The organism is Pseudomonas sp. BTN1 (genome assembly GCF_001907715.1).
GTDB lineage: Bacteria > Pseudomonadota > Gammaproteobacteria > Pseudomonadales > Pseudomonadaceae > Aquipseudomonas > Aquipseudomonas paracarnis.
Window position 1 is genome coordinate 200,683 of sequence record NZ_MPBM01000025.1, and the last position, 13,796, is coordinate 214,478.

13 protein-coding genes are annotated in these 13,796 nt (G+C 60.0%); 3 read left to right on the top strand and 10 right to left on the bottom strand.

From position 1 onward, the window contains the following. Positions 1-100: 100 nt before the first annotated feature. Both BMH52_RS12500 and BMH52_RS12505 read left to right on the top strand, forming a co-directional pair. Entirely contained in the window at positions 101-1,477 is a 1,377-nt protein-coding gene (locus BMH52_RS12500) for a glutamine synthetase family protein (protein ID WP_003195252.1), read from the top strand. 225 nt (positions 1,478-1,702) lie between these two features. Then, entirely contained in the window at positions 1,703-2,332 is a 630-nt protein-coding gene (locus BMH52_RS12505; RefSeq protein WP_019817784.1) for a TetR/AcrR family transcriptional regulator, read from the top strand. A 122-nt stretch (positions 2,333-2,454) separates the two neighbouring features. Here BMH52_RS12505 and BMH52_RS12510 read toward each other — a convergent pair whose 3' ends face one another. The 8 genes from BMH52_RS12510 to BMH52_RS12545 form a co-directional block, all read right to left on the bottom strand. Then, a complete protein-coding gene (locus tag BMH52_RS12510) occupies positions 2,455-2,670 on the bottom strand; it encodes a molybdopterin-binding protein (protein WP_003176783.1) in 216 nt (71 codons plus the stop codon). Between the two features lie 19 nt (positions 2,671-2,689). After that, the gene (gene ssuB / locus BMH52_RS12515) at positions 2,690-3,496 is read right to left on the bottom strand and encodes an aliphatic sulfonates ABC transporter ATP-binding protein (RefSeq protein WP_032902254.1); all 807 of its coding nucleotides are present in this window, start codon (positions 3,494-3,496) and stop codon (positions 2,690-2,692) included. Continuing rightward, positions 3,493-4,278 (bottom strand): aliphatic sulfonate ABC transporter permease SsuC, encoded by a 786-nt coding sequence (gene ssuC / locus BMH52_RS12520; RefSeq protein ID WP_003195258.1) that lies wholly within the window; start codon positions 4,276-4,278, stop codon positions 3,493-3,495. Before ssuC ends, ssuB begins: the two co-directional genes overlap by 4 nt. A gap of 9 nt (positions 4,279-4,287) precedes the next feature. Continuing rightward, positions 4,288-5,436 (bottom strand): FMNH2-dependent alkanesulfonate monooxygenase, encoded by a 1,149-nt coding sequence (ssuD, locus tag BMH52_RS12525; RefSeq protein WP_003195260.1) that lies wholly within the window; start codon positions 5,434-5,436, stop codon positions 4,288-4,290. 26 nt (positions 5,437-5,462) lie between these two features. Then, a complete protein-coding gene (locus BMH52_RS12530; RefSeq protein ID WP_014720391.1) occupies positions 5,463-6,431 on the bottom strand; it encodes a sulfonate ABC transporter substrate-binding protein in 969 nt (322 codons plus the stop codon). Between the two features lie 97 nt (positions 6,432-6,528). Then, positions 6,529-7,122 carry an NADPH-dependent FMN reductase gene (ssuE, locus tag BMH52_RS12535; protein ID WP_014720392.1) on the bottom strand — a complete coding sequence of 198 codons (594 nt, stop codon included), beginning with the start codon at positions 7,120-7,122 and terminating at the stop codon, positions 6,529-6,531. A gap of 318 nt (positions 7,123-7,440) precedes the next feature. Continuing rightward, positions 7,441-8,079 (bottom strand): peroxiredoxin, encoded by a 639-nt coding sequence (locus BMH52_RS12540; RefSeq protein WP_073843867.1) that lies wholly within the window; start codon positions 8,077-8,079, stop codon positions 7,441-7,443. A 274-nt stretch (positions 8,080-8,353) separates the two neighbouring features. After that, positions 8,354-9,697: an OprD family porin gene (locus BMH52_RS12545; RefSeq protein ID WP_014720393.1), complete on the bottom strand. Its 1,344-nt coding sequence runs from the start codon at positions 9,695-9,697 to the stop codon at positions 8,354-8,356. A 370-nt stretch (positions 9,698-10,067) separates the two neighbouring features. Here BMH52_RS12545 and tauA point away from each other — a divergent pair, with 370 nt between their 5' ends. Next, positions 10,068-11,054, top strand: coding sequence for a taurine ABC transporter substrate-binding protein (gene tauA / locus BMH52_RS12550; protein ID WP_073843869.1), 987 nt, complete (start codon positions 10,068-10,070; stop codon positions 11,052-11,054). 113 nt (positions 11,055-11,167) lie between these two features. Here the strand turns inward: tauA and argA are convergent, their stop codons facing one another. After that, positions 11,168-12,466 (bottom strand): amino-acid N-acetyltransferase, encoded by a 1,299-nt coding sequence (argA, locus tag BMH52_RS12555; protein ID WP_014720395.1) that lies wholly within the window; start codon positions 12,464-12,466, stop codon positions 11,168-11,170. A gap of 133 nt (positions 12,467-12,599) precedes the next feature. After that, positions 12,600-13,748, bottom strand: a complete 1,149-nt coding sequence (gene argE, locus BMH52_RS12560) for an acetylornithine deacetylase (RefSeq protein WP_073843871.1) — start codon at positions 13,746-13,748, stop codon at positions 12,600-12,602. Positions 13,749-13,796: the final 48 nt, after the last annotated feature.

A 13,796-nucleotide genomic window follows, 5' to 3' on the forward strand; every position in this document is an offset into this window, starting at 1 on the left:
AGGGCAAAAAATGCCTCGCTTGACTTCGGCAAGCCGTTCGGGTTGACTGAAACCAGAAAAGATCAATGATTGATATTTTTAACAACAAAGGTGTTGCATCATGTCGGTACCCCCGCGTGCCGTTCAGCTTAACGAAGCGAACGCGTTCCTTAAGGATCATCCTGAGGTTCTGTACGTAGACCTTCTAATTGCGGATATGAATGGTGTGGTGCGCGGTAAGCGCATCGAACGCACCAGCCTCCACAAGGTTTACGAGAAGGGCATTAACCTGCCTGCCTCTTTATTTGCCCTGGATATCAACGGCTCTACGGTGGAAAGCACCGGCCTGGGCCTGGACATCGGTGATGCTGACCGAATCTGTTATCCAATCCCCGACACCCTGTGCAATGAACCCTGGCAAAAGCGCCCTACCGCGCAACTGCTGATGACCATGCACGAACTTGAAGGTGAACCTTTCTTCGCCGATCCGCGCGAAGTGCTCCGCCAAGTTGTTACCAAGTTTGACGACCTCGGTCTGACCATCTGCGCCGCCTTCGAGCTTGAGTTCTACCTGATCGACCAGGAGAACGTGAACGGCCGGCCACAACCGCCCCGCTCACCGATCTCCGGCAAACGCCCGCACTCGACACAGGTCTACCTGATCGACGACCTCGACGAATACGTCGACTGCCTCCAGGACATTCTGGAAGGTGCCAAGGAGCAAGGCATCCCGGCGGACGCCATCGTCAAGGAAAGTGCCCCGGCGCAGTTCGAAGTGAACCTGCACCACGTTGCCGACCCGATCAAGGCCTGCGATTACGCGGTACTGCTCAAGCGCCTGATCAAGAACATCGCCTATGACCATGAGATGGACACCACCTTCATGGCCAAGCCTTACCCAGGCCAGGCAGGCAACGGTTTGCACGTGCACATCTCCATTCTGGACAAGGACGGCAAGAACATCTTTGCCAGCGAGGATCCCGAGCAGAACGCCGCATTGCGTCACGCGATCGGCGGTGTGCTGGAGACCCTGCCCGCCCAGATGGCGTTCCTGTGCCCCAACGTCAACTCCTACCGTCGTTTCGGCGCACAGTTCTACGTGCCGAACTCGCCGTGCTGGGGCCTGGATAACCGCACCGTGGCGATTCGCGTACCCACCGGCTCGTCCGATGCCGTGCGTATCGAACACCGTGTGGCTGGCGCCGATGCCAACCCTTACCTGCTGATGGCCTCGGTATTGGCGGGCGTGCACCACGGCCTGACCAACAAGATCGAGCCGAACGCTCCGGTGGAAGGCAACAGCTACGAGCAGAACGAGCAGAGCCTGCCGAACAACCTGCGCGATGCACTGCGTGAGTTGGACGACAGCGAGGTAATGGCCAAGTACATCGATCCTAAATACATCGATATCTTCGTCGCCTGTAAGGAAAGTGAGCTGGAGGAGTTTGAACACTCCATCTCCGACCTTGAGTACAACTGGTACCTGCATACCGTGTAAGCGGTTGCTGCAATAAAAGAACGCCGCTGATTTTGGTCAGTGGCGTTTTTTTATGGGTTTCTACCGGTAGACCGAGTTGGCCTCTTCGCGAGCAAGCCCACACAGGGGTCGGGTTTCAACTTTGGAATGCAGTTAAATGTGGGAGCGGGCTTGCTCGCGAAGGCGGCCTGGCAGACAACACACCTTCCTGCTCATACAATGCCCGCTGCCTTGTAGGAGACATCCATGACCACCCGCCCCGCCACTGTTCGCAAACCCCGCGCCCGCAGCCAGGCCCGGATCGATGCGATCCTCGACGCCGCCCGCACCTTGCTGGCCGCCGAAGGTGTGGCCAGTTTGTCGATCTACAGCGTGGCCGAACGGGCACAGATTCCACCGTCATCGGTGTACCACTTTTTCGCCAGTGTGCCGGCGTTGCTGGAGGCGTTGACCGCTGACGTTCACGCAGCCTTTCGCGCCGCCATCCAGGCACCCATCGAGCATGAATCGCTCAAGCATTGGCGCGACCTGTCCTACATCGTTGAACAACGCATGCTCAGCATCTACAGCAACGATGCCGCGGCGCGCCAGTTGATCCTCGCTCAGCACGGGTTGACCGAAGTGACCCAGGCCGATCGCCAGCATGATCTGGAATTGGGCGACTTGATGCTGGCGGTGTTCAATCGCCACTTTGAAGTGCCCACGCTACCGAGCGATGTGGACGTGTTTGCCCTGGCATTGGAGTTGAGCGACCGCGTGTACGCGCGGTCGGTGCATCAGCATGGGCTGATTACGCCGCGCATGGCGGAGGAAGGCATGCGGGTGTTTGACGCGTATGTGGGGCTTTATTTGCCGGCCTATCTGCCCAAGCGCTGATCGTTCCCACGCTCTGCGTGGGAATACATCCCGTGGCGCTCTGCGTCACCTTTGGCACAGCGGGACGCGGAGCGCCCCAGGCGGCATTCCCACGCAGAGCGTGGGAACGATCAGTGGCGTTATCACAACTTGGCAATCGACACCTCAGTGGATTTCACAAAGGCAATCACTTCACTGCCGATCACCAGCTCCAACTCCTTGACCGAACGGGTGGTGATCACCGAGGTGACAATGCCGGACGCAGTCTGCACGTCAATTTCCGACAGCACGTCGCCAACCACGATTTCCTTGATGGTGCCTTTGAACTGGTTACGCACGTTGATGGCTTTAATAGTCATGGTGTTTTTCCTGTGTGAGTTATTGAGCCCAACGCAATTGCGTCGGCAGCGGTGAAACAGGTTCGGGTTCCGGTGGGGAACCGGGTAGCGACAGCACGCGGTTGAGCACTTCGGCTTCCAGCGCGGCCAAGCGATGTGAGCCACGGGCCCGTGGGCGTGGCAGGTCGATGTTCAGGTCGAGGCCGATTTCGCCGTTTTCAATCAGAATCACGCGGTCGGCAATCGCCACGGCTTCGCTGACGTCGTGGGTCACCAGCAACACCGTGAAACCGTGCTTGCGCCACAGGTTTTCGATCAGTTGCTGCATCTCGATGCGGGTGAGGGCATCCAGTGCGCCCAGCGGCTCATCGAGCAGCAACAGGCGCGGCTGGTGGATCAACGCCCGGGCGAGTGCCACGCGCTGTTTCTGGCCACCGGACAACGCCGCCGGCCATTCATTGGCGCGCTCGGCCAGGCCAACCGCTTCCAGCGCATCCAGCGCTTTGGGCCGCCAGTCGCCCTTGAGGCCCAGGCCGACGTTATCGATGATCTTTTTCCAGGGCAGCAAACGCGCTTCCTGGAACATCAACCGTGTATCTTCAATCGCTTCGTGCAGTGGCGCGGAGCCGGCCAGCAGCTCGCCGCCACTGGCTTTGTCCAGCCCCGCCAACAGGCGCAGCAAGGTACTTTTGCCGCAACCGCTGCGGCCGACCACAGCCACGAACTGCCCCGCGGGAATATGCAGGTCGATCTCTTTGAGCACTTCGCGGGTACCAAAGGCCTTGCGCAATTTGCGCACCGCCAGTGGGATACCCTTCAACAGACGCGGAGGTTGTTGGGCCGTCATGCTGCACCTCCTTTGACTTGATACGCCGGGTGCCAGCGCAGCCACACACGTTCCAGCCCACGGGCTGCCAGGTCGGCCAGCTTGCCGAGGATGGCGTACATGACGATGGCCAGCACCACCACGTCGGTTTGCAGGAATTCACGGGCATTCATCGCCAGGTAACCGATGCCGGAACTTGCCGAGATAGTTTCCGCCACGATCAGCGTCAGCCACATGAAGCCCAGGGCGAAGCGCACCCCCACCAGGATCGACGGCAGCGCGCCCGGCAGAATCACTTGCCAGAACAGGCTGAAACCGGACAAGCCATAGCTGCGCGACATTTCCACCAGTGCCGGGTCGACATTGCGGATGCCGTGGTAAGTGTTCAGGTAGATCGGGAACAAGGTACCCAGGGCCACCAGGAAAATTTTCGCGGTCTCATCAATGCCGAACCACAGGATCACCAGCGGAATCAGCGCCAGGTGCGGCACGTTGCGGATCATCTGCACGGAGCTGTCGAGCAAGCGCTCGCCCCACTTCGACAAGCCGGTGATAAAGCCCAGGGCCAGACCGATGCTGCCTCCGATCACAAAGCCCAGGCCGGCGCGCCAGCCGCTGATGGCCAGGTGCGTCCAGATTTCGCCGCTGACCACCAGGTTAACCCCGGCTTCGATCACTGCACTCGGCGCTGGCAGAATGCGCGTCGACAACCAACCCGCCGACACCGACAACTGCCACACCGCCAGCAATAAGATCGGCAGCACCCAGGGCGCCACGCGATGGCTGATTTTTTCTAAGTCCATAACGGCGCCTCAGCTCTGTGACGCAGCTTTGGGAAGGATGTCGTTGGCCACCATCTCGCCAAACGGACTGACGTAGCCGGCGCTTTTTGGCAGCTCGGGACGTTCGATATCCAGGTGCGGGAACAACAGCTCGGCGACCCGATACGACTCTTCCAGGTGTGGATAACCGGAGAAGATAAAGGTATCGATACCCAGGTCCGCGTACTCCTTGACCCGCGCCGCAACCGTGGGGCCATCGCCCACCAGCGCCGTCCCTGCGCCGCCACGTACCAGGCCGACGCCGGCCCACAGGTTGGGGCTGACTTCCAGGTTGTCACGGCTACCGCCGTGCAAGGCTGCCATGCGTTGCTGGCCCACCGAATCGAAGCGCGCCAAGGACGCCTGGGCGCGGGCGATGGTCTCGTCGTCCAGGTGGGAGATCAGTTTGTCGGCGGCTTTCCAGGCTTCGTCGTTGGTTTCGCGCACGATCACATGCAAGCGAATGCCAAAGCGCACCGTGCGTCCCAGTTTTGCAGCCTTGGCGCGTACCTGCGCGATCTTTTCCGCAACGGCTGCCGGCGGCTCGCCCCAGGTCAGCACCATCTCCACCTGTTCGGCCGCCAAGTCCTGGGCGGCCTCGGAGGAACCGCCGAAATACAGCGGCGGGCGTGGCTGCTGGATCGGTGGGTAGAGCAATTTGGCGCCTTTGACGCTGATGTGCTCGCCGTCGTAGTCCACGGTCTCGCCTTCCAGCACACGGCGCCAGATGCGGGTGAATTCCACCGACGCCTGGTAGCGTTCTTCATGGCTCAAGAACAATCCGTCGCCAGCCAGTTCTTCCGGATCGCCACCGGTGACCAGGTTGAACAGCGCACGGCCACCAGACAGGCGATCCAGGGTCGCGGCCTGACGCGCGGCCACGGTCGGGGAGATGATCCCAGGGCGCAGGGCAACCAGGAATTTCAAGCGCTGGGTCACGGGGATCAGCGAGGCGGCCACCAACCACGAGTCTTCGCAAGAGCGGCCCGTAGGGATCAACACCCCGCCGAAACCCAGGCGGTCGGCAGCCTGGGCCACTTGTTGCAGGTAACCGTGGTCGACAGCGCGGGCGCCTTCGGCGGTGCCAAGGTAATGACCGTCGCCGTGGGTGGGCAGGAACCAGAAAATATTGAGGCTCATGGAGTTGTCTCCTGAATGAAGTCGGATTACGGCGCTTTGGCAACCGCGGCGGGTGGCGTCCAGATCACGTCCTTGATGCTCAAGGGCTTGGGGATCAATTTGAGTTGGTAGAAGGTGTCTGCGATTTTCTGCTGGGCGGCGACCACTTCCGGGGTCAGGAACAGCGCGCCGTAGCCCTGGCGTTTCACCGATGTGAGGGTGATATCTGCCGGCAGGCCGAGCAGTGGGGCGACCTGCTCAGTCACTTCCTGCGGGTTGGCCTTGGACCATTCGCCTACCGCACGCACCTCTTCCACCAACGCCTTGATCACTTGCGGGTGCTGTTCGGCGTAGGGTTTGGTGGCTAGGTAAAACTGATGGTTGTCGGCAATTGCGGTGCCGTCTCGCAGGGTGCGCGCTTGCAGTTGCTTCTCGGCGGCGGCCTGGTACGGGTCCCAGATTACCCAGGCGTCCACGCTGCCACGCTCGAATGCGGCACGGGCATCGGCGGGGGGCAGGAACACGGTCTTTACGTCGGTGTAGTTGAGGCCGGCATCTTCCAGGGCACGCACCAGCAGGTAGTGCACGTTGGAGCCTTTGTTGAGCACGACCTTTTTACCCTTGAGCTCGGCCACCGATTTGATCGGCGAGTCCTTGGGCACCAGGATCGCTTCGCTGGTAGGCGCGGGTGGTTCGTAGGCGACGTAGAGCAGATCGGCGCCAGCCGCCTGGGCAAACACCGGTGGGGTTTCGCCGGTAACGCCGAAGTCGATGGAGCCGACGTTCAGGCCCTCGAGCAATTGCGGGCCACCGGGGAACTCGGTCCACTGCACCTGCACGCCTTGGTCGGCCAGGCGTTTTTCCAGGGTGCCCTTAGCCTTGAGCAGCACCAGGGTGCCGTACTTCTGATAACCGATCCGCAAGGTCTCGGCGGCTTGGGCTTGAACGATGGCGCCGAAGGACACAGCCGCAGCAAAGAGTGCGACCAGACCACGACGCAAGATGACAGTGCGCATGGCGCTCTCTCCAACTGTGCGATTAGGGTTTTGGCTGCACCTGCTTGGCCGTTGTCGGCTGAGTAAGGTGAGGGTTTCCAGCTTTTCGGGGTGAGGCTCAGATGCTCCAGCGAGCACTCAACAAACGTTCATTCAATACGTCAGGGTCCAAAGGTTTTGGCCGTCGCGCCATGGCGCTGTAGAGCTGCTCCAGGGCTTCGTGCAGACGCTGTTCAAGTACCGGCACCAGTTGCGCCTGAACACTGCCTTCGCCATAGGCGATCTGGCTGTCTTCGGCAAAAATACCGTGGAGCAATTCCTGCGCCTTGAGGGCCGACAGCACCGGCTTCAGGGCGTAGTCCACCGCCAGCATGTGGGCGATGCTGCCGCCGGTCGCCATCGGCAGCACCACCTTATGGGCCAGCGCACGCTCCGGCAGCAGGTCCAGTACGGTTTTCAACGCCCCGGAAAACGACGCCTTGTACACCGGCGTGGCGATCACCAGCCCGTCAGCATTGGCGACTTGTTGCAGCAGGTCGATGACCTTGGGGCTGTCGAAGCGTGCGTGCAGCAAGTCTTCAGCCGGGAAGTCCCGTACCTGGTAACTCACCACTTCCACGCCCTGCTGTTGCAGCCACTGACGGGTTTTATCCAGCAAGACCCCAGAGCGGGAGCGCTGGCTGGGACTGCCTCCAAGTGTTACGACCAGCATGCAGGAGATTCCTTGAGCAAGTGTCGGCGGTTCGCTGTGCGGCGATGGCGCCAAGATGGGATAGACCTTATCAGCAGATTTATATATCTATAAATCTTATTTATTCATTTGTTTATTCCATAAATACATAAGCGTTTAACCAATCGCCAGGCGAAAAAAAAGGCCATCGAAACGGCCTGAAAACCCCTGCTGTGTGAGACGGTTTGCAACTTGAAGCCTGTGCTGTTCATCAGGCCGCCATCGCGGGCAAGCCCGGCTCCCACAGGGGAATGCGGTCAACTGTGGGAGCCGGGTTTGCCCGCGATGGCGATATCAGCCTTAACGATTGGGTTGTGGGGTAAGACGCAGGTACGGCTTCACCGCGCGATAGCCCTTGGGAAAGCGTTTCTTGATCTCTTCCTCGTCCTTGAGTGACGGCACGATCACCACTTCATCCCCATCCTGCCAGTTGGCCGGCGTCGCCACCTTGTGGTTGTCGGTCAGTTGCAGCGAGTCGATCACCCGCAGGATTTCATGGAAGTTACGCCCGGTACTGGCCGGGTAGGTGATGGTCAGGCGGATCTTCTTGTTCGGGTCGATCACGAACAAGGAGCGCACGGTGAGGGTATCGCTGGCATTCGGGTGGATCAGGTCGTAGAGGTCCGAGACCTTGCGCTCGGCGTCGGCCAGGATCGGGAAGTTGACCACGGTGTTCTGGGTCTCGTTGATGTCTTCGATCCACTTGTGGTGCGAGTCCACTGGGTCTACCGACAGGGCGATGGCCTTGACCCCACGTTTGGCGAATTCATCCTTGAGCTTGGCGGTGAAACCCAGTTCGGTGGTGCACACCGGCGTGAAGTCCGCCGGGTGGGAAAACAGCACACCCCAGCTGTCGCCCAGCCATTCGTGGAAGCGAATCTTGCCGGCGCTGGAATCCTGTTCGAAGTCGGGGGCGATGTCGCCCAGTCTTAGGCTCATGGTGTGGCTCCTGATGAGTGCTTATGGAGCCCACTGTGCATGGATTTTTGCTGATTTAAAAAGAATAAATATCGATTTATCTAGACGATAAAGGAATATTAAAAATCAGTTCATTGGACTTGGGAACGGCCTGAGGCCAACATCGCTTACAAGGTTCGAGAAGGCCTTGAGACGCTGCAAAAAAGAGGAACTCAGGAAGGGCTTGCGGGGGTTGAGCCCGACTTGAACAGCAAGACACCTTGCCCGGCATTGCGCCGGGCAAGGTTTTACAGTCTTACAACAGCGGGATCGAGTAGCTGACGATCAGGCGGTTTTCGTCCTGGTTACGTGCGTTGGCGATGTCGCTGCGCCACATAGCGTTTTTCCACGCCACGCCGACGTTTTTCAGCGGACCTTCCGGTACGACGTAGGCAACAGTGATGTCACGTTCCCACTCGGACTGGCCGGTGAACTCGGTACGGTTGCTGGCGACGGTGTCGATATGATCACCTTTCAGGTAAACCACACCGGCGGTCAGGCCAGGCACGCCGACTTTGGCGAAGTCGTAGGAGTAGCGAGCTTGCCAGGTACGCTCGCCGGCACGGGCGAACTTCTGGATCTGCATGTCGGTGGTGATGTAAGCCGACGAGCCGTCACCCTGGTTCAGCCAAGGGAAGTCGCTGCTGCCGTTGCTGACCTGGTAACCGCCACCGAAGGTGTGGCCGGCAACCGAGTACAGGAACAGGCCGCTGTACAGGTTGTTGTCGACTTTGCCACGGCCGGAGTTCACGCCGCTGTAGTTGCCCGTCGAGAAGTAAGCGGACTGGTTGCCGTTGTTACCATCGTCGGAGCTGTTGAAGTAGCGCAGGTCAGACTTCAGCACGCCTGGACCAATGGCCCAGTTGTGGGTCAGGCCCAGGAAGTGTTGCTTGTAGAAATCTTCCAGGTTGCCGTAGTAGTACTGGGCGGTCAGATCCTTGGTGATCTTGTAGTCGCCACCGGCGTAGTAGAACTTGTTGCTCGAACGCCAGTTCACACCACGGCTGTTGGCGCCGGAGATGGACAGGCTTTCGTTGTTGCTGGAGTTACGGCCCTTGGCTTTTTCGATCTGGCCGGCGACCAGGGTCAGGTCCTTGATGTCGCTGGAGGTGATCTGGCCACCCTGGAAGGTCTGCGGCAGCATACGACCATCGTTGGTGACGATGACCGGCAGCTTGGGCTGCAAGGTACCCAGCTTCAGTTCGGTCTGGGAGATCTTGGCCTTGGCGGTCAGGCCCAGGCTCGAGTAGTTATCAACGGCTTCGCCATTGGACTTGCTCGGGAAGATCGTGCCGCCGTAAGAGCTGGCAGTCGCACCGTTGGTGCCGCCGCCGGAATCCAGGCGAACACCCAACAGGCCGATAGCGTCGAGACCGAAGCCAACAGTGCCTTGGGTGTAACCGGAGATGAAACGCAGATCGAAGCCTTGGCCCCATTCTTCGTTCTTGCTCGGGTTGGCCGTGCCTTCGCGGTTATCGGTGTTGATGTAGAAGTTACGCAGGCCCAGTGTGGCCTTGCTGTCTTCGATGAAACCGGCAGCGCCTGCTTGCTGGGCGATTGCGCCCAACGTTACAGCCACAGCCAAGGTGGACTTCTTCATGTACCGCTCCTCTCATTTCTAATTTTTGTATTTCTTTGGTCTCGGGTCTGACGCCCTCGATCCACAGATGCGCGATTAGCGCCAGATAGTGACCACCAAGTCAATCGTAACCTTGTGTGTCTACTACCTTCGTCTAATCGCAGTTGATTTGGTCCCTGCAGGGTAATGAGTTTTTCATACACCCAAAAAGAATTATTTCATTCTTTTTCATACGATCCAGGAATAAGACTTTCCGTGAAGCTGGTCGGTCAGGATAGACGCGCCGCTCCATAAGCTAATTCCTAAAGGGTATTTACTGGTGCTTTTTTAGATCGATTAGTGTTGCCGTACGGTTGCATACGTCACTCACGATCAAAAAGGCGACGCCATCATGGCCAAACGCACATCCTCCCGTCAATTTGTTACAGTTTTTGTATCGCTATTACTTTCTTTTGGTGTCAACGCCGCCGACCTGACGGTGGGCTACCAGACCGGCATCGATCCCAGCAAGGTTCCCCAGGCCGACGGTCTGTACGAAAAAGCCATCGGCGAAAAAATCGCCTGGCGCCGCTTCAACAGCGGGCCAGAGGTAGTCACGGCCATCGCTTCCGGTGATGTACAAATCGGCAACCTCGGCTCCAGCCCGCTCGCGGCGGCGGCCTCGCGCAACCTGCCGATTGTGGCGTTTATCGTATCGGCACAGATCAACGCTTCTGAAGCCCTGGTGGTGCGCAACGGCAGTGGCATCGACAACCCCCAGGACTTGATTGGTAAAACCATCGCCACGCCCTTCGTCTCCACCTCCCATTACAGCCTGCTCGGCGCGCTGAAACACTGGGGGCTGGACACCAAACAAGTCAAAGTGGTGAACCTGCAACCGGCCGAAATCGCCGCCGCCTGGAAGCGTGGCGATATTGATGGGGCTTTTGTGTGGTCACCGGCCCTGGGCGAAATCCGCAAGACCGGAAAAACCCTGACAGACGCGGCGCAGGTGGGCCAATGGGGCGCACCGACGTTTGAGGTGTGGGTGGCGCGCAAGGATTTTGCGCAAAAACATCCTGACGTAGTGGCCAAGTTCGCCAAAGTTACCCTGGATGCCTTTGCCGACTATGCCACCCACAAAGACAGCTGGACGGTGGATTCCGAGCCAGTGCAGAAAATCGCCAAATTGACAGGTTCAAATGCCGACGACATTCCGGAACTGTTGGCCGGTACGACGTTTCCGGATGCGCAGGCACAGCAAACCGCTGCGCTGCTCAAGGGCGGCACGGCGAAGGCGATTGAGGAAACGGCGAAGTTCCTGAAGGAACAGGGGAAGGTAGAGACGGTGCTGCCGGATTATTCGGCCTATGTGACCGACAAATTCATCCCACAATAAATACAGTCTTTGGTGGGAGCTGGCTTGCCCGCGATACCAGCAACTCGGTCCTGCAGTTAAACCGAGGCGCCGCTATCGCAGGCAAGCCAGCTCCCACACAGAGCAGTATTCTTTTACAGGGCCTTCTCGAAAATCTTCGAGTTGCGCTGATAGTTGTACAGCGACGCCCGCGCCGACGGCAGGCGGTCCACGCTGCTCGGCACAAAACCGCGTTCGCGGAACCAGTGGGCCGTACGGGTGGTGAGTACAAAGAGGGTTTTCAAGCCCTGGGCGCGTGCCCGGGTCTGGATGCGTTCGAGCAACACATCGCCTCGCGCGCCGTGGCGGTACTCCGGGTTCACTGCCAGGCACGCCAACTCCCCCGCATCCGAATCCGCGATCTGATACAGCGCCGCGCAGGCGATGATCATGCCTTCGCGCTCGACCACGCTGAACTGCTCGATCTCACGCTCCAGCACTTCCCGCGAACGGCGCACCAGAATGCCCTGCTCTTCCAGCGGGCTGATCAGGTCCAGCAAACCGCCGACGTCTTCGATCGCCGCTTCGCGCACCAGTTCGAATTGCTCCTGGGCCACCAGCGTACCGCCGCCGTCGCGGGTAAACAGCTCGGTGAGCAAGGCGCCATCTTCGGCGTAGCTGACGATATGGCTGCGCCCTACTCCACCCCGGCAGGCTTCGGCAGCGGCATCGAGCAGTTCGGCTTGATAGTTGCTGCCCAGGCGTTGCAGGTGCGCGGGTACTTGTTGTGGGCGCAATTCACGCACCAGGCGGCCGTTCTCATCGATCAGACCGGGATCGGCGCCGAACAGCAGCAATTTGTCGGCGCCCAGGTCGATGGCGGCGCGGGTGGCGACGTCTTCGCAGGCCAGGTTGAAGATCTCGCCGGTGGGCGAATACCCCAACGGCGACAGCAGCACGATAGAGCGCTCATCCAACAGGCGGTTGATGCCCTTGCGGTCGACCCGGCGCACTTCGCCGGTGTGGTGGTAGTCCACGCCTTCAAGCACGCCGATTGGCCGTGCGGTGACCAGGTTGCCGCTGGCCACGCGCAGGCGCGAGCCCTGCATCGGCGAGGACGCCATGTCCATGGACAAGCGCGCCTCGATGGCAATACGCAGATGGCCCACCGCGTCGATCACACACTCCAGCGTCGCAGCATCGGTGATGCGCAAGCCTTCGTGGTAAGCCGGGGTAAGGCCGCGTGCTTGAAGGCGGGTTTCGATTTGCGGGCGCGAGCCATGCACCAGCACCAGGCGCACACCCAGGCTGTGAAGCAGCACCAGGTCGTGGACGATATTGCCGAAGTTGGGGTGGTCCACACCATCGCCGGGCAGCATGACCACAAAGGTGCAGTCGCGGTGGGCGTTGATGTAGGGCGAAGCGTGACGAAGCCAATTGACGTATTCGGGCATAACACCTGGGCCTGTAATAAAAAGCAGCCAAATAAAGGATCAATCGTGAAAGCGCACAGCGGCTGATGGTTATCGTCGGAACAGGCTTGGCGACACGCTCACTCTCCTTATGTACGAATGGGCAGGGGTTAATTTATGCAGGTTTCAGGCAGTAGTGTTCGATCAGTTCCCGCAATAGACGCACTGTAGGCGTCAAGCGTGACATTTCAAGGTACTCGCCAGGCTGGTGGGCGCAGGCAATGTCGCCAGGGCCGAGCACCAGGGTTTCGCAACCAAGGCGCTGAAGATAAGGCGCTTCGGTGCCGAACGCTACTGCTTCGGCACGATGACCGGTCAAACGCTCCGCCACCCGCACCAACTCGGCGTCTTCGGGCTGCTCAAAGGGTGGCACTTCGGGGAACAACGGCGCGTAGTCGATCTTGACCTTATGCCGCTCGGCCAGGGGTTCGAGCTTCTGGCGGATCGCGGCGCGCAGCACCTCGGGGTCCATGCCCGGCAGGGGGCGCAGGTCGAACTCCAGGGAGCATTGGCCGCAGATGCGATTGGGGTTGTCGCCGCCGTGAATGCAGCCGAAGTTCATCGTCGGCTGCGGCACGCTGAATTGCGCGTTGCGGTACTCGCGCTGCCACGCCAGGCGCAGGCCGCGCAGTTCGCCGATGGCGTCATGCATGGCTTCCAGGGCGCTGTGGCCCAGGCTGGGGTCCGACGAGTGGCCGCTGCGCCCGAGGATCTCGATGCGCTCCATCATCACGCCTTTGTGCAAGCGGATAGGCTTGAGCCCGGTCGGCTCGCCGATCACAGCTGCACGACCTAATGGGCGCCCCGCCTCGGCCAGCGCACGGGCACCGGACATAGAGCTTTCCTCATCACAGGTGGCAAGGATCAACAGCGGTTGCTTGAAGGGTTGGTCCAGCAGCGGCAACACCGCGTCGATAACCAGTGCGAAGAACCCCTTCATGTCACAACTGCCCAGCCCTACCCAGCGACCATCGACTTCCGTCAGCTTGAGCGGGTCGGTCTTCCACAGCGCCGCGTCATACGGCACGGTATCGCTATGCCCCGCCAACACCAAGCCACCGGGGCCGCTGCCGAAACTGGCCAACAGGTTGAACTTGCCGGGGCTGACTGGTTGGATATCGATGGCAAAGCCCAGGTCGCCCAGCCAAGCGGCGAGCAGGTCGATCACCGGGCGATTGCTCTGGTCGAGAGACGCCTGGGTGCAGCTCACCGACGGCGCGGCGATCAAGGCGGCGAACTGCTCTTTCATGGACGGTAACGGCATGCGCGGTCTCCCAACTTCCCGGATGAACCTCACTATAGAGGCATCTGC

Coding starts and splice junctions, on each gene's coding strand:
- ssuE (WP_014720392.1), bottom strand. CDS start 7,122: ATGCTGGTCGTAACACTTGGAGGCAGTCCCAGCCAGCGCTCCCGCTCT.
- ssuC (WP_003195258.1), bottom strand. CDS start 4,278: ATGGACTTAGAAAAAATCAGCCATCGCGTGGCGCCCTGGGTGCTGCCG.
- argE (WP_073843871.1), bottom strand. CDS start 13,748: ATGCCGTTACCGTCCATGAAAGAGCAGTTCGCCGCCTTGATCGCCGCG.
- BMH52_RS12540 (WP_073843867.1), bottom strand. CDS start 8,079: ATGAGCCTAAGACTGGGCGACATCGCCCCCGACTTCGAACAGGATTCC.
- ssuD (WP_003195260.1), bottom strand. CDS start 5,436: ATGAGCCTCAATATTTTCTGGTTCCTGCCCACCCACGGCGACGGTCAT.
- ssuB (WP_032902254.1), bottom strand. CDS start 3,496: ATGACGGCCCAACAACCTCCGCGTCTGTTGAAGGGTATCCCACTGGCG.
- argA (WP_014720395.1), bottom strand. CDS start 12,466: ATGCCCGAATACGTCAATTGGCTTCGTCACGCTTCGCCCTACATCAAC.
- tauA (WP_073843869.1), top strand. CDS start 10,068: ATGGCCAAACGCACATCCTCCCGTCAATTTGTTACAGTTTTTGTATCG.
- BMH52_RS12545 (WP_014720393.1), bottom strand. CDS start 9,697: ATGAAGAAGTCCACCTTGGCTGTGGCTGTAACGTTGGGCGCAATCGCC.
- BMH52_RS12530 (WP_014720391.1), bottom strand. CDS start 6,431: ATGCGCACTGTCATCTTGCGTCGTGGTCTGGTCGCACTCTTTGCTGCG.
- BMH52_RS12510 (WP_003176783.1), bottom strand. CDS start 2,670: ATGACTATTAAAGCCATCAACGTGCGTAACCAGTTCAAAGGCACCATC.
- BMH52_RS12505 (WP_019817784.1), top strand. CDS start 1,703: ATGACCACCCGCCCCGCCACTGTTCGCAAACCCCGCGCCCGCAGCCAG.
- BMH52_RS12500 (WP_003195252.1), top strand. CDS start 101: ATGTCGGTACCCCCGCGTGCCGTTCAGCTTAACGAAGCGAACGCGTTC.